This is a genomic window from Streptomyces sp. NBC_00271, assembly GCF_036178845.1.
In the GTDB taxonomy this organism is placed as follows: Bacteria; Actinomycetota; Actinomycetes; order Streptomycetales; family Streptomycetaceae; genus Streptomyces.
Map to the genome: position 1 here is coordinate 3,478,400 of NZ_CP108070.1, position 23,764 is coordinate 3,502,163.

General features: G+C 70.8%; 20 protein-coding genes and 1 pseudogene. 7 read left to right on the forward strand and 14 right to left on the reverse strand.

The genetic code is table 11. The features are described 5' to 3' along the window. The first annotated feature begins 55 nt into the window (after nt 1–55). Complete coding sequence (locus OG798_RS16285; RefSeq protein WP_328760035.1) at nt 56–1,246, forward strand: TerD family protein; 1,191 nt, start codon at nt 56–58, stop codon at nt 1,244–1,246. Between the two features lie 198 nt (nt 1,247–1,444). Here the strand turns inward: OG798_RS16285 and OG798_RS16290 are convergent, their stop codons facing one another. Continuing rightward, complete coding sequence (locus tag OG798_RS16290; RefSeq protein WP_075026204.1) at nt 1,445–2,011, reverse strand: TetR/AcrR family transcriptional regulator; 567 nt, start codon at nt 2,009–2,011, stop codon at nt 1,445–1,447. 137 nt (nt 2,012–2,148) lie between these two features. Between OG798_RS16290 and OG798_RS16295 the strand changes: the two genes are divergently transcribed. Then, entirely contained in the window at nt 2,149–3,600 is a 1,452-nt protein-coding gene (locus OG798_RS16295; protein ID WP_095855326.1) for an MFS transporter, read from the forward strand. A gap of 47 nt (nt 3,601–3,647) precedes the next feature. Here OG798_RS16295 and OG798_RS16300 read toward each other — a convergent pair whose 3' ends face one another. The 5 genes from OG798_RS16300 to OG798_RS16320 all read right to left on the reverse strand — a co-directional run bounded on the left by OG798_RS16300 (nt 3,648) and on the right by OG798_RS16320 (nt 11,030). Further along, nucleotides 3,648–4,664: a 1-aminocyclopropane-1-carboxylate deaminase gene (locus OG798_RS16300; RefSeq protein ID WP_121416507.1), complete on the reverse strand. Its 1,017-nt coding sequence runs from the start codon at nt 4,662–4,664 to the stop codon at nt 3,648–3,650. A 13-nt stretch (nt 4,665–4,677) separates the two neighbouring features. After that, nucleotides 4,678–5,328: a GntR family transcriptional regulator gene (locus OG798_RS16305; RefSeq protein WP_328757250.1), complete on the reverse strand. Its 651-nt coding sequence runs from the start codon at nt 5,326–5,328 to the stop codon at nt 4,678–4,680. An 84-nt stretch (nt 5,329–5,412) separates the two neighbouring features. Next, the gene (locus OG798_RS16310) at nt 5,413–6,996 is read right to left on the reverse strand and encodes a TROVE domain-containing protein (RefSeq protein ID WP_328757251.1); all 1,584 of its coding nucleotides are present in this window, start codon (nt 6,994–6,996) and stop codon (nt 5,413–5,415) included. Nucleotides 6,997–7,479: 483 nt separating this feature from the next. After that, nucleotides 7,480–8,934, reverse strand: coding sequence for an alkaline phosphatase PhoX (locus OG798_RS16315; RefSeq protein WP_328757252.1), 1,455 nt, complete (start codon nt 8,932–8,934; stop codon nt 7,480–7,482). 668 nt (nt 8,935–9,602) lie between these two features. Next, a complete protein-coding gene (locus OG798_RS16320; RefSeq protein WP_121416503.1) occupies nt 9,603–11,030 on the reverse strand; it encodes a hypothetical protein in 1,428 nt (475 codons plus the stop codon). A 716-nt stretch (nt 11,031–11,746) separates the two neighbouring features. Here OG798_RS16320 and OG798_RS16325 point away from each other — a divergent pair. Then, nucleotides 11,747–13,573, forward strand: coding sequence for an endonuclease/exonuclease/phosphatase family protein (locus OG798_RS16325; protein ID WP_328757253.1), 1,827 nt, complete (start codon nt 11,747–11,749; stop codon nt 13,571–13,573). Between the two features lie 96 nt (nt 13,574–13,669). Here OG798_RS16325 and OG798_RS16330 read toward each other — a convergent pair whose 3' ends face one another. From OG798_RS16330 to OG798_RS16345, 4 genes are all read right to left on the reverse strand, one after another. Next, complete coding sequence (locus OG798_RS16330; RefSeq protein ID WP_097226275.1) at nt 13,670–14,404, reverse strand: SRPBCC family protein; 735 nt, start codon at nt 14,402–14,404, stop codon at nt 13,670–13,672. Between the two features lie 20 nt (nt 14,405–14,424). Then, entirely contained in the window at nt 14,425–15,177 is a 753-nt protein-coding gene (locus OG798_RS16335) for an ArsR/SmtB family transcription factor (RefSeq protein WP_328757254.1), read from the reverse strand. A gap of 70 nt (nt 15,178–15,247) precedes the next feature. After that, nucleotides 15,248–15,916, reverse strand: a complete 669-nt coding sequence (locus OG798_RS16340) for a hypothetical protein (protein WP_328757255.1) — start codon at nt 15,914–15,916, stop codon at nt 15,248–15,250. After that, a complete protein-coding gene (locus OG798_RS16345) occupies nt 15,913–16,059 on the reverse strand; it encodes a hypothetical protein (protein ID WP_165854120.1) in 147 nt (48 codons plus the stop codon). The genes OG798_RS16340 and OG798_RS16345 overlap by 4 nt, the downstream gene beginning before the upstream one ends. Before the next feature lie 167 nt (nt 16,060–16,226). Between OG798_RS16345 and dapA the strand changes: the two genes are divergently transcribed. The 3 genes and pseudogenes from dapA to helR all read left to right on the forward strand — a co-directional run bounded on the left by dapA (nt 16,227) and on the right by helR (nt 20,464). Next, nucleotides 16,227–17,153 carry a 4-hydroxy-tetrahydrodipicolinate synthase gene (gene dapA / locus OG798_RS16350; RefSeq protein ID WP_328757256.1) on the forward strand — a complete coding sequence of 309 codons (927 nt, stop codon included), beginning with the start codon at nt 16,227–16,229 and terminating at the stop codon, nt 17,151–17,153. 239 nt (nt 17,154–17,392) lie between these two features. Beyond that, nucleotides 17,393–18,174, forward strand: a pseudogene (locus tag OG798_RS16355) (glycosyltransferase). A gap of 121 nt (nt 18,175–18,295) precedes the next feature. Then, nucleotides 18,296–20,464 (forward strand): RNA polymerase recycling motor ATPase HelR, encoded by a 2,169-nt coding sequence (helR, locus tag OG798_RS16360; RefSeq protein ID WP_328757257.1) that lies wholly within the window; start codon nt 18,296–18,298, stop codon nt 20,462–20,464. Nucleotides 20,465–20,523: 59 nt separating this feature from the next. On the opposite strand, the gene OG798_RS16365 is transcribed toward helR, so the two are convergent. Beyond that, entirely contained in the window at nt 20,524–20,871 is a 348-nt protein-coding gene (locus OG798_RS16365; protein ID WP_097226272.1) for a DUF1330 domain-containing protein, read from the reverse strand. A 198-nt stretch (nt 20,872–21,069) separates the two neighbouring features. Between OG798_RS16365 and OG798_RS16370 the strand changes: the two genes are divergently transcribed. Next, the gene (locus tag OG798_RS16370; RefSeq protein ID WP_267061463.1) at nt 21,070–21,444 is read left to right on the forward strand and encodes a hypothetical protein; all 375 of its coding nucleotides are present in this window, start codon (nt 21,070–21,072) and stop codon (nt 21,442–21,444) included. A gap of 269 nt (nt 21,445–21,713) precedes the next feature. On the opposite strand, the gene dapD is transcribed toward OG798_RS16370, so the two are convergent. The 3 genes from dapD to OG798_RS16385 form a co-directional block, all read right to left on the reverse strand. Further along, on the reverse strand, nt 21,714–22,703 hold the full coding sequence (gene dapD / locus OG798_RS16375) for a 2,3,4,5-tetrahydropyridine-2,6-dicarboxylate N-succinyltransferase (RefSeq protein ID WP_097226271.1): 990 nt from the start codon (nt 22,701–22,703) through the stop codon (nt 21,714–21,716). A gap of 148 nt (nt 22,704–22,851) precedes the next feature. Next, nucleotides 22,852–23,391, reverse strand: coding sequence for a TetR/AcrR family transcriptional regulator (locus OG798_RS16380; RefSeq protein ID WP_067364252.1), 540 nt, complete (start codon nt 23,389–23,391; stop codon nt 22,852–22,854). Next, nucleotides 23,391–23,711, reverse strand: coding sequence for a DMT family transporter (locus OG798_RS16385; RefSeq protein WP_060902166.1), 321 nt, complete (start codon nt 23,709–23,711; stop codon nt 23,391–23,393). The genes OG798_RS16380 and OG798_RS16385 overlap by 1 nt, the downstream gene beginning before the upstream one ends. Nucleotides 23,712–23,764: the final 53 nt, after the last annotated feature.

Below are 23,764 nucleotides of genomic sequence, written 5' to 3' on the forward strand. Positions count from 1 at the left end.
CCCATTGGTAAGGGAACGGCAAAATGGTCTCGCTCGTTCACGAGGCATGACAGCTATGACCCCCGGCTCGAACATCCCTCTCTCCGCCGCGCGCGTGACGGTGGACGTCGCCGCCCCCGTGCGGCTCGACGTATCGGGCCTGCTGCTCACCGCCGACGGCAAGGTGCGCTCCGACGACGACTTCATCTTCTACAACCAGCCGACGGGCCCGGGCGTGACGTACCGCTCGGGCGGCGGTGCGGCCCCCGACGCGATCACCGTCGACACCGGCGCCGTCCCGCCGGGCATCGAGAAGATCGTGGTCACCGCGAGCCCGGACGCCGCGGGCCAGACCTTCCAGGGCATCGAACCGACGGCCACGATCCGCAACGCGGACGACAACAGCGTCCTGGGCTCGTTCACGCCCCCGCAGCTCGGCACCGAGACGGCACTGGTGGTCGTGGAGATCTATCTCCGCAACGGCGCCTGGAAGGCCCGCGCGGTCGGCCAGGGGTACGCGAACGGCCTCGCGGGCATCGCCACGGACTTCGGCGTCTCGGTGGAGGAACCGACCCCGGCGCCGGCCCCTGTCGCCGCACCCGCCCCGCCGGTGCAGGCCCCGGTGGCACCTGTGGCCCCGCCGGTCGCGGTGACTCCCGCACCGCCCTCCGCACCGCCGATCGGCGCCGGAAAGATCAACCTCGACAAGGGCCGCGTCAGCCTCCAGAAGAACCAGACGGTCTCCCTGGTCAAGGGCGGCCGCCCGTTCCTCTCCCAGGTCAAGATGGGCCTCGGCTGGGAGCCCGCGTTCCGCGGCAAGGACATCGACCTGGACGCCTCGGTCATCGCCTACGGCCCTCAGCGCAACCACATCGACAGCTGCTACTTCGGCAAGCTGTCCATCCTGAACGGCGCGATCAAGCACTCCGGCGACAACCTCACGGGCGAGGGCGGCGGTGACGACGAGGTGATCGTGGTCGACCTCGGCCGCATCCCCCAGGAGGCGACCGGCCTCGTCTTCACGGTCAACTCCTTCTCCGGCCAGAAGTTCACCGAGGTCGCCAAGGCCTACTGCCGTCTCCTGGACGCCGCCACCGGCGAGGAACTGGTCCGCTTCGACCTCACCGGCGCCGAGCCGCAGACGGGCGTGATGATGGCGAAATTGATCAAGCAGTTCTCGGGCGAGTGGGAGATGACGGCGATGGGCGACTTCGTGAAGTCGCGTACGGTCCGCGGCATGGTGAAGCCCGCGGCCCAGTCCCTCTGACCCGCAGCCGCCCACCCTCCGAAGGGGCCGTGGCGGTACGTCGCAAGCCCGTCGCTTACGTTCGGATCGAGCAGCGGCTCCCTTGCCCGGCCCACGCCTGATCCAGCGGCGACGGGCTCGACGTACCGGCACGGCCCCGACCCACCACAGCCGGACGGCGCACCACCAGACAACACACCGCCGGACAGCACTCCGCCGCTACGGCCGCAGCCCGTCCGTCAGCAGGGACAGATACCGGCGGATCTGCTTGCCCTGACCGTTCGCCAGCTCCGAGGCCGTAGCAACCCCGTGGGCCAGCCGCAGTACCTCTATCGGCTCGATGTCCTGACGGAGGGTCCCCTCCCGCTGCGCCGCCTCGACCAGCCGCTGCGCCGCCCCCTTCATGGAAGTGCCGCAGGCCGTGAGCGCGGCCCTGCTGCCGTCCGTGACGGCCGAGCCCAGCAGGGCCTTCATTCCGCGCACCTGGATCGTGCCGACGCACAGCTCGTAGAGCCATTCCGCCAGCGCCTCGCCCGGGGGCAGTTCCTTCGCGATCTCGTCGGCCCGCGCCCCGAGCGCCTCGATCCGGTCGACGTACGCCGCCTCCAGCAGTGCCTGCCGCGTCGGGAAGTGCCGGTACAGCGTGCCGGACCCGACGCCCGCCCGCTTGGCGATGTCGTCGAGCGACGCGCCTTCCCCGTGCTCGGCGAACGCCTCGGCCGCCACCTTCAGCAACCGCTCGTAGTTGCGCCGAGCGTCCGCGCGCATGGGCTTGACCTGCGTCATTCAGATACTCCTTGCGAACCGGGGACCCCCTCCGTATCTTAGCGAGGGTTAAACGGAGACAGTCCCCGCTTATCTCGCGGGCAGTCCGTGCTGCCCGTGTGCACCTTCGTCCGGGGACGCCAGACCGGGAGAACACCGTGTCCACCTCGTCTACCCCGTCCGCACCGCCCACCACCACCGACGCCCTCTCCGCACCACCCCAACCCGCCAGGCTCGGCGCCGTCCTGTTCGTCATCGTCACCGCCTACCTGATGGTCGGCGTGGACTCCACGGTCGTCAATGTCGCACTGCCCGACATCCAGAAGGACCTGCACTTCAGCCCGACCGGCCTGTCCTGGGTGCTCAACGCGTACACGCTCACCTTCGGCGGCCTGCTCCTGCTCGGCGGCCGGGTCGGCGACATCGCGGGCCGCCGCCGCACCCTGACCATCGGCGTCCTGCTCTTCGCCGGATCCTCCCTGCTCGGCGGGCTCGCCACCGAAAGCGCCTGGCTGCTCACCGCGCGCGCCCTCCAGGGCGTCGGCGCCGCCCTCACCGCGCCCAGCACCCTCGCGCTGATCACCACGAACTTCCCCGACGGCCCGCGCCGCCACCACGCCCTGGGCATCTACGCGTCGATGGCGGGCATCGGCGCCTCCATCGGCCTCGTCCTCGGCGGCATGCTCACCTCCTGGGCGTCCTGGCGCTGGGCCCTGCTGATCAACGTACCGATCGGCATCGCGGTCGCCGTCGCCCTGCCCCGCTTCGTCACCGAGACCCCGCGCCACGCGGGCCGGTTCGACGCGGCGGGGGCACTCGCCGGCACGGCCGGGATGACCTCGCTGGTCTACGCGTTCATCCGGGTCTCGGAGGAGGGCTGGTCCGACACCCAGTCGCTGCTGGGCTTCAGTTCGGCGGCGGCGCTGCTGGTGGGCTTCACACTGATCGAGTCCCGCGCGGACCAGCCGATCATGCCGCTGCGCCTGTTCGCGAGCCGCAACCGCGCGGGCGGCTACGCGGGCGTACTGCTGCTGCCCGCGGGCATGTTCGGCGCGTTCTACTTCCTCACCCTGATCTGCCAGCAGGTCCTGGGGTACAGCCCGCTCCGCGCGGGATTCGCCTTCCTGCCCATGACCCTGGCGATGTTCACGGTCGTACGCTTCGTGCCCCGGCTGCTCGCGCGGCTCGGCGCCAAGCCGGTGCTGCTCACCGGCATGGCCCTGCTCGTCGTCGCGGCCGCGTGGCTGTGGCGGCTGCGACCCGACGACGGCTACCTCACCGGTCTGTTCGGCCCGCTGGTGCTGATGGGCGTCGGCGTCGGACTGAGTTTCATGCCGCTCAACGCGACGATCCTCGCGGGCATCGAGCCACGGGAGGCCGGCGCCGCCTCCGGCCTGCTGCAGACCCTGCAGTGGCTCGGCGGCACCCTCGGCCTCTCCATCCTGGTCACGGTCTTCGGCACGGCGGCCCGGCACGCGCACGGCTCCCCGTCCGACATCCTCACCGAGGGTGCGGCCCGCGCGTTCGGCATCGGCTCGCTGATCGCGCTGACCGCCCTGCTGGTGTCGGCGCTCGTGATCACCGACACCAGGCCGAAGCACACCACCTGAAGAAACCCACCACCCAAAGGAACCGACCGCCTGAAGAAGCCCAGCACCTAGAACAACGCGCTGTACGCGTTCAGCGCCGGCTGTCCGCCCAGATGGGCATAGAGCACGGTGGACTCCCGCCCGATCTCCCCCCGCGCCACCAGATCCACCATCCCGGCCATCGACTTGCCCTCGTAGACGGGGTCGGTGACCATCCCCTCGGTGCGCGCCGCGAGCCGCATCGCCTCCAGCGTGGCCTCGTCCGGAATCCCGTACGTGCCCGCGTGGTACCGCTCGTCCAGCTCGACGTCCGCCTCCGTCAACTCCCTCCGTACGCCGATGAGCTGCCCGGTGCCGTGTGCGATCCGCGCGATCTGCTCCCGGGTGCGGGCGGGCGCCGCCGACGCGTCGATCCCGAGGACGCGCCGCGGTCGCCCGCCCGCCTCCTCCAGGGCCGCGAACCCGGCGACCATGCCCGCCTGGGTCGATCCGGTCACCGAGCAGACCACGACGGTGTCGAAGAAGACGCCCAACTCCGCCTCCTGTTCAGTCACTTCATAGGCCCACCCGGCGAACCCCAGGCCTCCCAGCGGATGGTCCGACGCCCCCGCCGGAATGGCGTACGGCTTGCCGCCGCGCTCCTCGACCTCCCGCAGTGCCTGCTCCCAGCTCTCCTTGAAACCGATCCCGAACCCGGCCCGCACGAGCCGTACGTCGGCGCCGGCGAGGCGGCTGATGAGGATGTTGCCGACCTTGTCGTACACGGAGTCGGGCCACTCCACCCAACTCTCCTGCACTAGCACGCACTTGAGCCCCGCGCGGGCGGCGACGGCCGCGACCTGGCGGGTGTGGTTGGACTGCACACCACCGATCGAGACGAGGGTGTCGCAGCCCTGGGCGAGCGCGTCGGCGACGAGGTACTCCAGCTTGCGGGTCTTGTTCCCTCCGTAGGCGACACCGGAGTTGCAGTCCTCCCGCTTGGCCCACAGGGAGGCGCCACCGAGGTGCTTCGTCAGACGCTCCAGCGGATGCACGGGCGAGGGCCCGAAGAGCAGGGGGTAACGCTCGTACGAGGAAAGAGACATGGGTCCTCCCGCATCAGGGTTCGACATCGGCCAGGTCTTCGAGAGCGCCCCAGATCTCCACGGTGACGCGGACGGCGGCGACCACGTCCCGTTCGGCGCAGGCGTCGATCAGCTCGTCGTGCAGGCCCGCCGAACGGCAGTTGCCGCCCTCGCCGAAGCGGCGCCGTTCCAGACGGCGGATCAGCGGGGTGTAGCGGGCGACGGTGGCGGCGGCGGCACGGTTGCCGCTCACCCGCACCAGTACGTCGTGCAACGCGTCGTCGGCCGTCAGAGCGGCGTCCACGTCACCGGCGCGCACGGCGTCCGCGAAGCGCACGTTGGCCTCGCGCATCACCTCGATGTGCGGCGCTTCCAGCCGGGGGACCGCCGTGCGTGCGATCAGCTCGTGCATGGCGCCGACCACGGCCGCGGCGTCCCGCACATCGGCGGTCACCAAGGGGGTCACCCGCGTGTAGCTCTGCGGCTTGGACTCCAGCAGCCCCTCGTCGACCAGCCGGGAGAAGGCTTCGCGCACCGGCGCCCGCGACAGCCCGAGCAACTCGGCGAGTCCGGTGTCGCGCACCACCGCGCCCGGTGCGAGCTCACCGGCCACGATGGCGTCCCGTATCGCTTCGTACGCGCGGTCCCTCAGCAGGGTCCGACGCACGGGTCGTATCGCCTCCATGAACTGAAATGTTAGATATCAGTTCCCGCTGCGCACAAGAGTGCGGCCCGTACCGAAGTACGGGCCGCACTCACGCGCGATCGGTTATCCGGCCCACGGCCAGTCGGCGTCCCGCGCCGACTCCAGCAGGGGAACCATCCGGAAAGCCGCGTCCGAGAGCCCCCCGAACGTGTGCCGGTTGGCCTTTCCGGAGGGGCCGTGGCCCGCCCGGTAGCCGGCCAGGTTCCAGGTGTAGACCGGGACGTGCGCCGGGACCTGCTCGGTCGGGTCGCCGTAGTGGCTGTAGGTGGCCTGCTCGTCGGTGACGATGAGCACCCGGTCGTGCTTCCTGTAGTGCGCGCGCACCGCCTCGCTCGTGTTGGTGCCGCCGAGGTCGCCGAAGCGCTCGAGCACCTTCAGCACCGACTCGCCCTTCTTGAACTTCACCCGCTTGCTGCTCGTGCCGAACTCGACGAGATCCGCGTCCGCCGCCCGCAGCGCGAGCGCCGTGCCGAAGATCGCCGCCGCGTCGGCCCGGCTGAGCTCCGAGCGCTCCGACAGCCGCGAGTAGAACATCGAGCCGGACCGGTCGACGAGCACGAGCGTGCGTCCGGGCAGCGCCGGCACGTTCGCCAGCGAGTGGCCGAGCGCCTGCTCCAGCGGGTACGACCAGCGCAACGAGGGCGCGTGCTGGTACGCGGCGAGGTAGCGGAAGGGGAACTGCCGCGAGCGCGCCACCTCCGCCGGGTCGCTGATCCTGGCGGCGACCTGAGCCGCCACCTCGTCACTCACTCCCGCCTCGTCGAAGTTGCGCAGGTTGCGTACGAGCGCCATCGCGCCCATGGACGGGATGACGGCCTCCCAGGCCGCCTTGTCCATCGGGCCCTGCAGCCAGCCGGCCAGCGCCTCCCACGTCATCCCCGCCTCCGCGAGGCGCCGGGCACCGTGCGCGCCGGTCACGACCTTGCGCCGCTTGGCGGGCCGCAGCTCCATCAGGTCGCGGTGGGCCACCACGACGGGCAGCGACTTGGGCACCACGGCCGTGTCCGGGTGGTGACGCCGGTCGAGGGCGTACTGGAACAGATCGCCCTGCCACGGCTTCGCCGGATCGGGCGCAGCGTGCACCAGGTTGAGGATGTCGCCGAAGCGGTAGCCCTTGGCCGCCGTGTCGTACTTCAACAGCGACTTCTCGCCGTAGAGCCGGCGTACGGCGTCGGCGACGCCCCGCTTGACGGGCTTGGGCACGTTGCGGCCGTACCGGGAGGTCCAGTAGGCGAGCAGCTCGCCGGGCTCGTCCGGACGGCGCAGCACGGAGGCGATGACCTGGCGGTTGGCCGGGCCGTCGGTGACGCCCGCGTCGAGGCGTGCTTTCACGTACTCGGCGGCGCCCACGAGCGAGGCCGTCCGCAGGTTGCCCTCGCCGCGCAGCCAGCCCAGCAGGGCGGCCGTCCACGAGGGGTCGGCGACGGCAAGCTCGCGCACGAGCGCGGCGAACCGGTCGTCGCGGGCCTCTCCGGTCTCGTAGAAGGTGTTCTGCGAGACGAAGTTGGCGATGGCCAGCAGGAAGAGCTCGGAGCGCGCGTCGCGCTCCTGGCCGCGACCGCCCTGGTGGGTGCGCAGCACGCGGCCGGTCGACGTCACACGGGAAGTGGGCTGCGCCTTGGCCGCCTTGGTGTTGAATCGCGACATGATGAATTCCCCCGAATTCATGAGTATTTCGGAGGGAGGCACAGCAAATGGAGGGTGCCCGAGATCAGGAGTCGGCGACGGTTCCTATTCACCCGGCGCGTCTACCAGTTCCGCCACATCGACCCGGAGTCGATGACGGGATTCGAACCCGCAACATACCGTGTCCCGAAGTATCCGCTGCCTGCGCACCGGGCACCCACCATGAGCTGCGCCTCCCGAGGTCAAGTCGGCGGCGGCGTGGATTCTTTGAAAGAGAAGTAGCCGCAGCCTGCGCACCGGGAGGTGCATGAAGTTGTGGTGTCCAGAGTTCAAAGCCGGCGGAACCGACGTAGGTGCTCTAACCCCTGAGCTACACCGGCGCGTTGTACCGGTGGCGGGACTCGAACCCGCGGCCGCCCCATTATCAGTGGAAGTAGGTCCTGCCTTCGCACCTGGACGTGCACCACTTTAGGAGGGCGGCCGCGGTTCGAGCCATTGAATTAACTACCCGCGCTTCTGGCGCTTCCAGGGGCCTGTGATGGCGAGCATGATGCCCGGTTCCTGGATGTTGGCGAAGAGGGTCCGGCCGTCGGGCGAGAAGGTGACGCCGGTGAACTCGCTGTAGGCCGGCTCGGCTTCGGTCCCGATGTTCAGTTCGTTGCGGGCGATCGGGTAGGTGCGGCCGCTGTCGGTGGCACCGAAGAGGTGCTGGACGCCCTCGCCGTCCTCGGCGATGACGAGGCCGCCGTAGGGGGAGACGGTGATGTTGTCGGGGCCGTCGAAGGCGCCGTCCTTGGACGGGTCGGGGTTCACGCCGAGCAGGACCTTGAGGGTCAGGGTGCGGCGCTTGGGGTCGTAGAACCAGACGGCTCCGTCGTGGGCCTGGCCGGGGCTCTCGGTGCGGGCGTAGGAGGAGACGATGTAGACGCCGCCGTCGCCGCACCACATGCCTTCGAGCTTGCGGGCGCGGGTGACCTGGCCGTCGGTGAACTGCTTGCGGACGGAGACGGTCTTCGCGTCACGGTCCGGGACGTCGACCCAGTCCACGCCGTACACCGTGCCGATCTTGGTGGCGCGGGAGAGGTCGTCGATGAACCGGCCGCCGGAGTCGAAGCACTTGAAGGCCTGGAGGGCGCCGGCGTCGGCGGCGAGGGTGGCGAGCTGTCCGTGGCCGTGCTCGAAGCCCTGCGGGGGCGTCCAGCGGTAGAGGAGGCCGTTGGGACCCGAGGCGTCCTCGGTGAGGTAGAGGCGGCCGCGCTTGGGGTCGACGACGACGGCCTCGTGGGCGTACCGGCCGAGTGCCTTGATCGGCTTGGGGTTCCGGTTGCGGCGGCGGTCGGCGGGGTCGACCTCGAAGACGTAGCCGTGGTCCTTGGTCATGCCGTTCTGGCCGGCCTTGTCCTCGGTCTCCTCGCAGGTGAGCCAGGTGCCCCAAGGGGTGTTGCCGCCCGCGCAGTTGGTGGAGGTGCCCGCGACGCCGACCCACTCGGCGACCTTGTCGTGGCGCACCTCGACGACCGTGCAGCCGCCGGACGCGGCCGGGTCGTAGACCAGGCCCTCGGTGAGCGGCACGGGGTACTTCCAGTCGGCGCGGGGGCCCTTGAGCTCGTGGTTGTTGACGAGGAGGGTGGCGCCGCGCGGCCCGTCGAAGGTCGAGGTGCCGTCGTGGTTGGACGGCGTGAACTCACCCGAGTCCAGCTTGGTACGGCCGCTGTAGGTGATGACGCGGTAGGAGAATCCGGCGGGCAGCGCGAGCAGGCCCTTCGGGTCCGGGACCAGCGGTCCGTAGCCGACTCCGCCGTGCCGGTCCGTCGGCTTGCCGTCCTCCCCCACGCTCTCGGTGTCGGTGGACGCGAGGGCGTTCGGAGCGGTGGCGAGGGCGCCGACACTGCCGGCCAGGACGAGACCGGCGCCGGTCAGCGCGGATCGACCGGCGAAGTCCCTGCGGGTGAGCGACATGGGTGTCTCCCGTGACGGTGAAGGATGACCGTGGAGGGTGGCCGAGGGCATTGCGGCCACACGCTCCCGCCCACGCCTGAACGCCGGTTGAACACCGGGCGACTTCACCGCACTCGGTTCCATGAATCCGTAAGGACTCGGCCACAGCGACCAAAAGTCCTACGGCCCGGGGAACGGCCCGGACCCTCCGGGACCGGAAACGATCCCCCCTCCCGAGGCCGGGAGAAGCCCCGGGCCGGGGAACGAGCGCCCCCTCCGGGGGCTGGGGAACGAGAGCACCCTCGGGGCCGGGGGACGGACGAAGCTCCACCAGGGCCAGGGAAGCGCTCCTCCCGGGACTGAAGAACGGGCGAAGCCCACCGGAGGCGAGGAATAGGCGAAGCCCCCCCGCGGCCGGGGAAGCACCCCTCCCGGGACTGGGGATCGGGCGAAGCCCACCGGGGCCGAGGAACGAGCGCCCTTACCGGGACTGGAGAACGGGCGAAGCCCAGGGAGGCCAAGGAATGGGCGAAGCCCCGCCGGGGCCGAGGAACGGCCGCCCCCTCGGGACCGGAGAACGGGCGAAGCCCACCGAGGCCAAGGAATGGGCGCAGCCCCCTCGGGCCGAGGAACGAGCGCCCCCTCGGGGCCACGGGCAAGGGAAGCTCCCTCGACCTGTCCCGGCCCGCTCAACCCCCTTGTTGCGAGCGTGCCTTGAAGGCGGCCTTGCGGGCCTCCTTGGCGACCTTCTTGTCGGGGTGGAGGCGGCCCATCGCCTCCAGGACGTCCGGGGTGGCCGGGTGGTCGACGCGCCAGGCCGCGGCGAAGAAGCCGCCGTGCTGCTGGGCGAGGCCCTCGACCAGCCCCTGGAGCTCGGCGGAATTGCCCTCGGCGGCGAGCTGCGCGGCGATCGTGTCGATGGTGAGCCAGAAGATCATCGCCTCGGACGGCGGGGGCACGTCGGCGGCGCCGTGTTCGGAGAGCCAGACCCGGGCGAGTCCGCCCAGTTCGGCGTCGTCGAGGACCTCGCGCAGCGCGGGCTCGGCCTCCAGGCCGACGAGCGAGAGCGCCTGCTGACAGTGCAGTCGGCGCAGCGGCGCCCCGGCGTCACCACCGCGCGCCGCGGCGAGCAACTCCCGTGCGGCGGCGAGGGGTTCACGCCGAGCGAGCCACTGCTCGGTCTCGGCCCGGGCGGCGGTCGGCGGGAAGTCCGCGGTGCCGTCCAGCAGCGCGTCCGCGCCCTTGTCCGCCAGGTCGCCCACCGCGGGGGCGGAGAGGCCGGACTCCAGCAGCCGCGCCCGCAGCCCGTACAGGCCGAGCGGTGTCAGCCGTACCATCCCGTACCGCGACACGTCGGCCTCGTCGGCGGCGGCCGAGGACTCCTCGTCGCTGTCCGCCATCAGTGTCTCGTCGACCGGCTGGAAGTCGACGAGGCCGACGGGTTCGAGCAGCCGGAACTGGTCGTCGAGCCGCATCATCGCGTCCGACACCTGCTCCAGTACGTCGTTGGTCGGCTCCCCCATGTCGTCGGGCACGATCATGGACGCGGCGAGGGCCGGCAGCGGTACGGGGCTTTCGCCGGCCCCGCCCTCGCTCACGGTCAGCAGGTACAGATTGCCGAGCACTCCGTCCAGGAACTCGGCCTCGGCCTCGGGGTCCCAGTCCAGCGAGGAGAGGTCGATCTCCCCGCCGCCGTCCATCGCGTCGACGAGGTCGTCGAGGTCGGGCACGCTCGCGTCGGCCAGTACGGTCTCCAGGGCGGTGAGCCACACCCCGAGGACGTCCTGCGGCGCTCCGGAGGTGAGCAGCGCGAGGTCCGCGCCCGCGGCGACCGTACCTTCCTCCTCGTCCACGATCTCGACGAGCCCGGTGTCGACCGCCACCCGCCAGGCCTCGCTGGCCGTCGCCGCCGCTTCGTCGCCGGTGAGCCCGAGCGCGTCGGCCGCCCCGGGAAGCTGTTCCTCGACGAGTTCGCCCCCGGCGCCGACCCGCGTGTCCGGGCCGGCCCAGCGGGCCAGCCGTGCGGCGCGGGAGAGCAGCGGTGTGGCGAGCGCGTCCCGCGCCAGCTCCGCTTCGGAAGTCAGCCGCACCGGCGGCAAGGGGGAGCTCTCTGACATCGGCTGGGTTCTCCTCCGAACAATCAGGACCCGAACAGCGGGATCGAACGGCCCGAACGAGCGGAACCGGGCGACCCGACCGGCGGGACCGACCAAGCATGACAAGCAGGAAACGCAGTACAAGCAGAACAAGCATGACGAGCGGAACAAGCGTGACATCCACCGGGGTCCGGCAGCGCACCCACCGCGCCCGGCAGCGCACCCCCGGAACCGGCGGCACACCACACCCACCAGGGCCCGGCAACACATCACCCGGCCCCGGCAGGAAGCCCACCAGGGCCGGCAGCACATCCGCCTGCCCCAGACGTACGTCCACCAAGCCCGGCAACGCATCCACCCGACCCGACCGAACGCCCACCAGAGCCCCGCAGGACGCCCACCGAGTCCATAAGGACATCGCCCCGCAGGACATCCGGCACGCCCATGCACCGCCCCCGAACCCGAGGATCCGGACGCCACGCCGGAAAGCCGCGTCAACGGCTCAGCCTAGACGGATTTCCACCCATGCCGCCCGGTTCATGTCCCTGTCAGGAGTTGTACATCACTCCATCCTTGACAACTCCCCTCCCCACACACGAGATTGACGCGCGTAGAAGTTCAGAGGGGCACCTGTCTCACCAGTTTCTACGCGCGTCACCGACCCGCACACAGGTCGCGCTACCCCTACACGTTCCACCCTCGTCCCGGCGCTCATGTAAGTCCCCGGAGGGATTCCCTTGCCGAGCAAGAGAACCGCGCGCATCGGCGCGCTGACCGTAGCCGCGGTCTGTTCCACCGTCTCCGCCGTGGTGCTGACCGCACCCGCCCACGCGGACACCGTCCACATCCACGACATCCAGGGCACCACCCGGACGTCCCCCTACGCGGGCCAGAAGGTCACGGACGTGGCGGGCATCGTCACGGCCCTGCGGACCTACGGCTCGTCCCGGGGTTTCTGGATCCAGGACCCGACCCCGGACACCGACCCGGCCACCAGTGAGGGCGTCTTCGTCTTCACCAGCTCCACCCCGAAGGTCGCCGTCGGCGACTCGGTCACCGTCACGGGCACCGTCTCGGAGTACGTGCCCGGCGGCGCCTCCTCCGGCAACCAGTCGCTGACGGAGATCACCAAGCCGACGATCACGGTGCTGTCGTCCGGCAACGCGGTCCCCGCGCCCACGGTCGTCAACAGCCGTTCCGTGCCGGCCGCCTACACCCCCGCCGGTGACACGGCCGCGAGCGGTTCGATCAACGCGCTCACCCTGCAGCCGACGAAGTACGCCCTGGACTACTACGAGTCCCTCGAGGGCATGAACGTCCAGGTCGCCGACACCCGCGTGGTCACCGCCACCGACCCGTACAGCGAGCTGTGGGTCACGGTGAAGCCGCACGAGAACGTCACCCGCCGCGGCGGCACGATCTACGGCGCGTACACCTCGCAGAACACCGGACGCCTGCAGATCCAGTCCCTCGGTTCGACCGCCGACTTCCCCGTCGCGAACGTCGGCGACAAGCTCGCCGGCACCACCGCGGGCCCGCTCGACTACAACCAGTTCGGCGGCTACACGCTCGTCGCGAGCCAGTTGGGCACCCTGGAGAAGGGCGACCTGAAGCGCGAGACGACCCGCAAGCAGTCGCGCGGCGAGCTGGCCGTGGCGACGTACAACGTCGAGAACCTGGACCCGGGCGACGGCACGTTCGCCGCCCACGCGGCCGCGATCGTGAACAACCTCCAGTCGCCCGACATCGTGTCCCTGGAGGAGATCCAGGACAACAACGGCGCGACGGACGACGGCACGGTCGCCGCCGACCAGACGGTGAACAAGCTGATCGACGCGATCGTCGCGGCGGGCGGCCCGAAGTACGACTGGCGTTCCATCGACCCGGTCAACGACAAGGACGGCGGCGAGCCCGGCGGCAACATCCGCCAGGTCTTCCTGTTCAACCCGGAGCGGGTCTCCTTCACGGACCGCGCGGGCGGCGACTCGACGACCCCCGTCGGTGTCACCAAGGTGCACGGCAAGGCCCAACTGACGGCCTCCCCCGGCCGGATAGACCCGGCCAACACGGCCTGGACGTCCAGCCGCAAGCCGCTGGCCGGTGAGTTCGTCTTCCGTGGCAAGACGGTCTTCGTGATCGCCAACCACCTCAACTCCAAGGGCGGTGACCAGGGGCTGACCGCGCAGTACCAGCCCCCGGCCCGCAGCTCGGAGACCCAGCGTCATCTGCAGGCGACGGCGGTGAATTCCTTCGTCACCGAGATCCTCAAGGCGCAGAAGAACGCCGACGTGCTCGCCCTCGGCGACATGAACGACTTCGAGTTCTCGGACACCACCAAGATCCTCGAGGGTGACGGCGAGCTCTGGTCGGCGATCAAGTCGCTGCCGAAGAGCGAGCGTTACACGTACGACTACCAGGGCAACCAGCAGGTCCTGGACCAGATCCTGGTCAGCCCGTCGATCCGCAAGGGCTGCGACTTCGACTACGACAGCGTGCACGTCAACTCGGAGTTCTCCGACCAGATCAGCGACCACGACCCGCAGGTACTGCGGTTCCGGCCGTAGGCCTGTAGGGGCTGTGGATGAGGCCACAGCCCCGAAAAGGGAAGAGCCCGGCCCCGTCGTCCGGGGGGCCGGGCTCTTCCCTTCCCTTGCCCGATGTCAGGCGGCGAACGTCTCGTTCAGCCAGCCCTTCCAGGCGGTCTCGTTGTGCTTGGCGTCGGCGCCGGACGCGAAGTCGTGGACGCTCATGCCGACGGGGGCACCCCAGTGGTTGCGCCCGAAGAAACGGATGAGGGCGTTGTCGGTGCGCAGCCCGATGAAGTACGGGTTGCGGTAGTCGACCACGGCGTCGAGGAGCTGCCCCTCGGGTCCCCGTGCCCGCACCCGCGCGCCCTCGGCCGTGTCGTCCGCGAGGCCGAGCGCCCGCCCGACGGCGGCGAAGGCGTCGGACGCCGTGGACGCGCCGGGCCCGTCGAAGGTGGCGAAGGCGACCGGGCGCCCCGCGAAGTGCGTCACGTACTGGCGCAGGGTGTGCAGATAGAAGTCCGTGTGCTTGCTCGCGCCGTCGTACTGGTTGTCCCAGTCCTCGACGAAGATGCCGCTGTGCACGTACCGCACCCAGGACCGGCGGCCGTCGTCACGCGGCTCGATGGTCTCGTCGATCTGGTTGAGGGTCTGCTGGGAGATGCCCTCGACGTCCTCGACCAGGCTGGTGAGGCGGTGCGGCGGGTCCCAGTTGGTGAGCGTGGAGCCGAAGGGCCCGGTCCCGCCCTGGCGCGGCTCGAACTCCATCGGCCACAGCCAGCCGCCGGTACCGGTGGTGATCGCCTCCCACATCTGCTCCGGGGTGGCGTCGACCTCGAACTCGCGGGCGATCTCGAATTCCTTGGACATGGTGGCGGTTCTCCTGTGGTTCAGTCCTGGCCGGGCGGGGTCGAGTCCACCCCGAGGGCGGCCTCCGGCGTCGAGGCGGCCCCCGCCTCGACGGTGACTTCGGGGGTGACGGTGGCTTCCGACTTGGCGATGGCCCCCGGCTTGGCGATGGCTTCCGGCTTGGCGATGGCTTCCGGCTTGGCGATGGCTTCCGGCTTGAGCGTCGGGTGGACGGCTACGACGATCCGGTGGTCGCGCCCGCCCTCCGCGTTCCCGTCGTGGTACTTGCGGATGAGCGCGCCGACCCCTTGCGTCAGCTCCTCGATGAACGCGGCGCGGTCGGCGGCGGAGGCGAAGGTCACCTCACCGTCGAGCGCGTAGGTGGCGAGCCGCTTGCGGGCCTTCGCCGCGCCGGTGATCAGCGCCCCCACGTCCCGGACCAGCCGGGCACCGACGGCGAGCAGCCAGCGGGCCGAGAGCTGGTCCCGGAAGCGGTCAGGGTCGGGCTGCACGGCGGCGAGGGCCAGCGGCGAGATGACGTACGACGCCGCCGTCGCGCGCATCAGCCGCTCGGTGACATTGCCCTTGCGGCGCTCGCCCGCGAGCTCGACCAGGCCGTGCCGCTCCAGCGCCTTCAGGTGGTAGTTCACCTTCTGCCGCGGCAGTCCGACCTTTCCGGCCAGCATGGCGGCCGACGCGGGCCCGGCGGCCAGCTCGGCCAGCAGCCGGGCCCGTATGGGGTCAAGCGAGACGGCGGCTGCCTCGGCGTCCTCGATCACGGTCACGTCCAACATGACTCCACCGTCTCACCGAACACTTTTTTTGTCCAGGCGGTTCAAGTTGTCGGAGAATCGGAGAAGGGGCTCAGCCCTGCGGCCCGCCCTCGTCGAGTCGTGCCAGTTGGGTCTGGAACCAGTCCAGCCGGGCCTGCAACAGTGCCGCTTCGGCCATGAGTTCGGACACCCCGAGCCCGGCGGGCAGATCCCCGACCACGGCCCCGCTCCCGGCGCGGACCCGCAGCCCGTCACCGGCCAGCCGCGCGAACCCCGCCAACGACAGGGACGTACGACCGCGTACGCAGCCCGCGCAGACCGCCGCGAGGGCGCGCCAGCCGGGGCGCCCCCAGCCCGCGTCCGCGAGCGCGGCGGCCACCGCGCCGCAGGCGCAGGGACCGACCGTCGCGCTCCGCACCCGCTGGCGGGCGTAGCGGAACCCCTGTTCGAAGCGGATATAGGCGCCGAGGACGGAGACCTCCAGAAGGAGGGCCGCCCGGTGCTCGGCGGTGCAGAGCATGGCCTCGGCCGTGGCCGAGTCGTGCACGCAGTGGAAGCCGCAGTCGCAGCGTCGGTGCGGCGCCCGGTGCCGCAGCCCGTAGACGCAGCGCGCCTCGTCCAGCACTCCGTACGGCACCGCGCCGCCCAGTGAGACGCCGGTGAACCCGGCCCGGGTGCCGTCCTGGGACAGCACCGGGTGGGCGATCTTGTATCCGGTCGGCGGCTCCGTCGGGCGTTCCTCGGGGAGCCGCAGCCTCATCGGGCGACCGGGACCTCTTCGGGCACGGACGCCTCCAGCTCCTCGATTTTCTCGGGGAGTTCCTCGGGAAGTTGGAGATTGTCCTCGTCCGCGCGAGTCCGCTCTTGCGCGACTCCGGTGGCGAGTGCCTTGCCCAGCCTCATGACGCCTCCCGCGATCTGCCGTCGACTTCCGTCCCCGCCATGGTGACCCATGAGGGGCCGGGTTGGCACCAGGGCCTCGCGAAAGCGGCAACCTGGTAGCAATGCTTCCCTTTATCTCGTAGAAAAATTAAGTGGAGCTTCACAGTGGAGCTGCCGAGACTACTCGTATGACGACCTCGGCCCCCTCCGTCCCTTCCCCCGCTTCTTCCCCCGCTCCTCCCTTCGGCCGTGCGCTCTGCGCGATGGTCACGCCCTTCACCGAGGCGGGCGCGCTCGACCTCGACGGGGCGGGGCGGCTCGCCGACCGGCTGGTCCGCGCGGGCTGCGACGGCCTGGTCCTGTCCGGCACCACGGGCGAGTCGCCGACCACGTCCGACACCGAGAAGTCCGCGCTCGTACGCGCCGTGCGCGAGGCGGTCGGCGACCGGGCCGTGATCGTCGCGGGCGTCGGCACCGCCGACACAAGGCACACCGTCGAACTGGCCCTGGCGGCCGAAAAGGCGGGCGCGGACGGCCTGTTGGTCGTGACGCCGTACTACAGCAGGCCTCCGCAGGACGCCGTCGAGGCCCACTTCCGGGAGATCGCCGACGCCACCGGACTACCGCTCACGCTGTACGACATTCCCGGCCGCACCGGCACCCGCATCGAGCCCGACACCCTGATCCGGCTCGCCGAGCACCCCCGGATCGTCGCCGTCAAGGACTGCGCGTACGACCTCCTAGGCACCCAGAAGGTGCTGGCCCGCACGGAGTTGGCGTACTACGCGGGCTGCGACGAGCAGGTGCTCGCGCTGCGGGCGGTTGGCGGGACCGGATACATCAGCACGGTGGCGAACACCGCCCCGGGCGCCTTCCGTGCGATCCTCGACGCGTTCGAGGCGGGGGACACGGCGGAGGCGGCCCGTCGGCAACAACGCGTCATCCCGCTCATCGAGTTGATGATGTCGTCGGGCCTGCCCGGCACGGTCACGGCCAAGGCCCTGCTCGGCCGGCTCGGCCTGCCCGCGGGTCCGGTCCGCCCGCCCCTGCGGCCCGCCGGCCGCGAGGTGACCGACGGACTGCTGGCGGCGTACGAGGAGTTGGTGGCCGCCTGAAGCACGACCGTCTTCAACAGCATGGACGACCGATTCGCCACGGCCTCCCGGAAGCTCTTCGGCGCTTCGGCATCCATGATCGATCCCACGGCGGACGAGCAAGAGAAAAGGCAAGGAGGTGATGACCCACTCCTTGCCACTCTCAACTTATAGCGCACCGGGGGGCTTGCGGCAAGGCCCCCGTCGTGCCGCAGAATCTCCGGCCGAGGCCGGAATCTGCGGAAACGGGGAGTCGCGAAGTGCGTGTGCTGTTGTCGACGTGGGGATCGCGCGGGGACGTCGAACCGCTGGCGGGACTCACGGCGGGGTTGCGGGAACTCGGCGCGGAGGTGCGGGTGTGCGCGCCACCGGACGAGGAGTTCGTGGCGCTGCCGGCGACCGGCCTGATGCCGGCCGGCGCGCGCTCGGTGGCCGAGAAACTGGGCATCCGCTACGTGTTCGCGTGCTTCCATCCGTTCGGACTGCCGTCGCAGCACTTCCCTCCGCAGTCGCGGCCGGGCCGGCCCTCCCCGCGGGAGCAGGACGCCCGGCGCGTGAACGAGCTGTACGGCGAGGCGGAGAACAGCCACCTCGACCTCGTGCAGACCGGGGCGTGGATCCTGCCCGACGAACGCCCGCTCCCGGAAGGGCTGGAGGCGTTCCTGGAGGCGGGCGCACCGCCGGTGTACGTGGGCTTCGGCAGCAGGGCCGCCGCGTACTCCTTGCCCACGGCTGGGCCGACCTGGCCCCGATCGACGACGTCGATGACTGTTTCGTCGTCGGCGAGGTCAACCAGCAGGCACTGTTCGGCCGGGTGGCCGCCGTCGTGCACCACGGCGGCGCGGGCACCACGACGACGGCCGCCCGGGCCGGCGCGCCCCCTGGTGGTCGTACCGCGAGGGCCGTGGCCGCCACGATCCGCACCGACGGGGCGACGGTGGCCGCGAAGCTTCTCCTCGACATGATCGGCATGACTGGCGTGACTGACGTGGCTGGCATGGCTGGCATGACCGGCCGGGAGAAGCCGCGCATGTCCGCATGAGCCACACGGGACCGTCCCGTCAGGACCCCGCACACGAGAACCCGCACACGCCGGTCCGGACGCCTTGCCGCGCGCAAGGGCCACAAGCGACCTCACCTTCGCAGCATTCGGAGTCAACGAATTGAACCCCCTGACCACCAGCGCGTTCGACCTTCCCGACCGTCTCTCCGCCAAGGCCGACCCGACACTGATCGCCGGCGACGAGCAGCACTTCGCGGCCCTCGCGGAGTGCCTGGCGCAGTCGATCGCCGAGCTGACCGAACGCCTCGACGCCGCGCGCAGGGCGCCCGGCGGCCTCGGCCAACAGGCGATGGACCGGGACATCGAGATCCACCGGCTGACCGCTCGCCTGCGCGCGCTGCGCCGCTTCGGTCTGGACCTGTGCCTGGGGCACATGGTCGGCGCGGACAGCCCCGAGCCCGTGTACGTCGGACGACTCGGCCTTACGGACAGCACGGGTCGTCGGCTGCTGCTCGACTGGCGCTCCCCCGCCGCCGAGCCGTTCTTCGGAGCCACCCACGCCAACCCGATGGGGCTGGCGAGCCGCCGCAGGTATCGCTGGGCCCGCGGCCGGATCGGCGACTACTGGGACGAGGTGTTCACCTCGGACGGGTTCGCCGGGCACGCCGCGCTCGACGACCAGTCCGCCTTCATCGCCAGCCTGGGCGGCGACCGGTCGGGGCGGATGCGGGACGTGCTCGGCACCATCCAGGCCGACCAGGACGCCATCATCCGCGCGGGATCACGCGGCGCTCTCGTCGTCGACGGCGGCCCGGGTACGGGCAAGACGGTCGTCGCCCTGCACCGCTCCGCCTACCTCCTCCACTCCGACCCGCGCCTCGGTCACCGCCGGGGCGGCGTGCTGTTCGTCGGTCCGCACCGGCCCTACCTGGCGTACGTCGCCGACGTCCTGCCCAGCCTCGGAGAGGAGGGCGTGCAGACGTGCGTCCTGCGGGACCTCGTCGCCGAGGGGGCCGCGGCGACGATCGAGGCCGACCCGGACGTGGCCGCGCTGAAGTCGTCCGCGAACCTGGTGAAGGCGATCGAGGCGGCCGTCAGGTTCTACGAGGAGCCGCCCACCAAGGGGATGACGGTCACGACCCACTGGTCCGACATCTGGCTGAGCGCCGACGACTGGGCCATGGCGTTCGAAGCGGCGGAACCCGGTACTCCGCACAACGAGGCCCGCGACCAGGTCTGGGAGGAGCTGCTCACGATCCTGGTGGACAAGCACGACGACGCCTCGGCGCATGACGACGACGTCTCGGCCGACCTGCTCCGCACGTCGCTGCAGCGCAGCAGGGAGCTGCTCCTGGCCTTCAACCGCGCCTGGCCGCTGCTCGAAGCGGCCGACCTCGTCTCAGATCTGTGGTCGGTACCCGCCTACCTGCGCAAGTGCGCACCCTGGCTCGGCCCCGACGAGGTCCAGAAGCTGCAGCGCGAGGACGCCCAGGCCTGGACGGTGTCCGACCTGCCGCTCCTGGACGCGGCACGGCAGCGGCTCGGCGACCCGGAGGCGGCGCGGCGCAGGCGTCGCAACGAAGCCGCCGTGGCCGCCGAACGCGCGCGCAGGGCCGACGTCATCGACAGCCTGCTGCAGAACGTCGTGATCGACGAGAGCGAGGGCGCGCTGGGCATGCTGCACGGACAGGACCTGCGGGAGACCCTGGTCGACGAGAGCGCGCTGCCCGGCACCGAACCGGACCTGCTGGCGGGCCCGTTCGCGCACATCGTCGTGGACGAGGCCCAGGAGCTGACCGACGCGGAGTGGCAGATGCTGCTGCTGCGGTGCCCGTCCCGGAGCTTCACCATCGTCGGGGACCGCGCCCAGGCCAGGCACGGGTTCACGGAGTCGTGGCGGGAACGGCTCGAGCGGATCGGGCTCGACCGGATCGAGTCGGCCTCCCTGAGCATCAACTACCGGACGCCGGAGGAAATCATGGCGGAGGCCGAGCCGGTCATCCGGGCCGTGCTCCCGGACGCCAATGTGCCGACCTCCATCCGTAGCGGCGGCGTTCCCGTCGTCCACGGATCCGCCGCGGATCTGGGCTCGATCCTCGACACCTGGCTCACCACGCACGCCGACGGGATCGCCTGCGTCATCGGCGATCCCTCGTTCCGGACGATGTCCCGTGTCCGTTCGCTGACCCCGGAGCTGTCGAAGGGGCTCGAGTTCGACCTGGTCGTCCTCATCGACCCGGAGGCGTTCGGCGAGGGCATCGAAGGAGCGGTCGACCGCTATGTCGCGATGACCCGAGCGACCCGGCAACTCGTCATCCTCACGAGCTGACGATGCGTAGGTTGCTTCGACACCGACGATCGACAGGGCGCGCCGGCCGAGCCCGAGGGCTACTCGGCAGGCAGGGTCTCCCGCATCGCCCTTGCGGTGGCGGCCGGGTCGTAGCCCTCGGGGACGCCTTCGACCAGAATGATCTCGCCCTCGATGTGCCGCGACCGCAGCGGTGCGATCTCCTGGTATGCGGGTGAGTCCCACCAGGCCCGCGCTTCGGCGATCCCCGGGAACCCGATCACGACGACGTGCCCGGGCCAACTGCCCTCCTTCACCTCGTGCTGCGCGAAGTGCACGAGAAAGCGTCCGCCGTACGGCTCGAAGGTGGTGGGTATGCGTTCGATGTACTCGGCGATCTCCGGGTGCGGAGCGGCCTCTTGCAGATGGGCGATGACGTAGGCGGGCATGGTGTCCTTCCGGTCGGTCGAACTCCGTACGCTGGAAGCCTGGCATGCGGCCGGACCCCGGTCGATGACCTGAGAGGTAAGCGGATGCCGCGTAGGTCCCCGCGCGAGCTGCGGGCCACCGTGCCCGACGGGCGAAGCGATGGTGCCGCGAGCACGCTGCTCATCGGCGCGTGTCCTGGGCCGCCGGCCTGTGCTGCCGTGCACACGTACCTCTTCGTCGACGGCCTCGACGTGGTCGCGCGCAGCGACAGCAGAATGGCCGGCCTCGATCCGAGGCGACTGCTCCGCCCGGGCGGACCGCTCTTTCCGACGGATACGCCGTGCAAGGTGGATGTGGCAGCCCAGGAGCAGCCCGAGCCGGGGCCGGACAGGCTGACCATCCGGATCCGGCTCCGGGGCGAGACGGTCATCTGGTCCGATCTGATGTACCCGGGCCTCGATGGCAAAGTGCTCGAGGAGGCTCACTTCCGCTTGGAGCAGTACCTGGGCGAGATCGAGCGCGCCTACGCGGCGTTGAAGGATCAGCTGGTGAGCCGCTCCGGCACTGCTGAGGTCAAGCCGGCGCAGACATGAAGCCGCCGTCCTCGCACCAGTCGGCCATGCCGCCGGATGCCCCAGCGTCGTCGGCCCCGCCGACCACCGGCGCAGCAAGAGCGGGGACGACGAGCCCGTGGTCCCCAGGTCCGTCCACGACACACAGAGAGTGGCAGCGAGCGCCCTCCCGGCCGTCCTGGGGCCGTGGAAGGGCGCTCGATGGTGACCGACGTCGACAGCTGCCGACAGCTCGGCAGCAGGTCAGGGCGTTGGTCGAGGAGGCGGCCGCGGGTCACGGCCACCCGTGATCAGTTGTGGCTGTGCAGAATCTCGTTCAGGCCGCCCCACACCGCGTTGTTCGGTCGCGCCTCGACGGTTCCGGTCACCGAGTTGCGGCGGAAGAGGATGTTCGACGCACCGGACAGCTCGCGGGCCTTGACGATCTGCCCGTCGGGCATGGTCACGCGGGTGCCCGCGGTGACGTACAGCCCCGCCTCGACCACGCACTCGTCGCCGAGGGCGATACCGACGCCCGCCTCGGCGCCGATCAGGCAGCGCTCGCCGATGGTGATGCGGACGTTGCCACCGCCGGACAGGGTGCCCATGGTGGAGGCGCCGCCGCCGATGTCGGAGCCGTCGCCGACCACGACACCGGCCGAGATGCGGCCCTCGACCATCGACGTGCCGAGCGTGCCCGCGTTGAAGTTCACGAAGCCCTCGTGCATGACGGTGGTGCCCTCGGCGAGGTGCGCGCCGAGCCGGACGCGGTCGGCGTCAGCGATCCGGACGCCCTTGGGGGCGACGTAGTCCGTCATGCGCGGGAACTTGTCGATGGACGTCACCTGGAGGTGCAGGCCCTCGGCGCGGGCGTTGAGGCGCACCTTCTCGACGTCGTCCACGGCGACCGGGCCGATCGAGGTCCAGGCGACGTTGGCGAGGTGACCGAAGATGCCGTCCAGGCTCTGGCCGTGCGGCTTCACGAGGCGGTGCGAGAGCAGGTGCAGACGCAGGTAGGTGTCGTGCGCGTCGATCGGCTTCTCGTCCAGTGAGGCGATGACCGTGCGGACCGCGACCACTTCGACGCCCCGGCGGGCGTCGGGCCCGATGGCTTTGGCGGCGCCTTCGCCGAGCAGCTCGACGGCACGCTCGGCGGACAGCCGCTCGGTACCGGCCGGGCCGGGTTCGGCGGACAGCTCGGGCGCGGGGAACCAGGTGTCGAGGACGGTACCGTCGGCCGTGAGGGTGGCGAGGCCGGCGGCGACGGCGCCGGTGGTGCGAGTAGCAGTCGTGTCGGTCATGGGTGAAACCTAACGCGGCCCGGGGCGCGCGAGCGAACCGGTCCACCCACCATCTCACGTGCCGGGCGCCCCGTACGCCCCTGTGCGGGACGCACGGCAGGACCCCGCCTCCGCACCCCGCGCGTCCCCTCGCGCCGAGCCCTCCCCCTCAGCCGATCACCCGCCCCAACACCTCCCGCGCATACCCCTCGTCGTACGAGGCCCCCGTCAGCAGCACCTGCAGACAGATCCCGTCCACCAGCGCCACCAACGCCCTCGCGGTGACGGGGTCGGTACGGCGGGCGAGGGGCTCGGCGAGGTCCTGGACCCATTCGGCGGCGACGGGGCGCAGGGCGGGGCGGCGCAGCGCCGCGAGGTAGAGCTCGTACTCCAGCTCCACCCCCGTACGGTCGCCCGCCAGCCACTCCCCCATCAGCCCGGCGAGTTCGCCGGCGAGGTCGGCCCCGGGGTCCTCCAGCGCGCCGCGCGCGGCGATCACCTTGGCGAAGCCCTCGTTCGCCTGGCGCAGCGCGGCGACCATCAGCTCGTCGAGGGTCTTGAAGTGGTACGTGGTGGAGCCGAGCGGCACATCGGCCTCGGCGGCGACGGTGCGATGGCTCAGCCCGGCGAGTCCCTTGGCGCCCACGACCCGGATCGCTGCGTCGATGATCCGCTGCCGCCGCTCGGGGTCGTAGCGGCGCGCCGCCATCAGTGGGCCCCGCCGAGGTTCAGCACCACGACGCCGCCGATGATCAGCAGTATCCCGGCGACCTTGGTGAAGCTGAGCGCCTCACCGAGGAACACCATGCCGATCGCGGCGATGACGGCGGTGCCGGCGCCGGCCCAGATCGCGTAGGCCGTACCGACCTGGACGGTCTTGAGGCACTGCGCGAGCAGCACGAAGGCGATGACGTATCCGAGGACGGTCACCAGCGAGGGCCAGAGCCTGCTGAAGCCCTCGCTGTACTTCATGGCGGTCGTGGCGGCCACCTCGGAGGCGATGGCTCCGGCGAGCAGTGCGTATCCCATGTGTACGAGTGTACGCATCGATGCGTACGCACGTACACAAGGAGCCCGAGCAC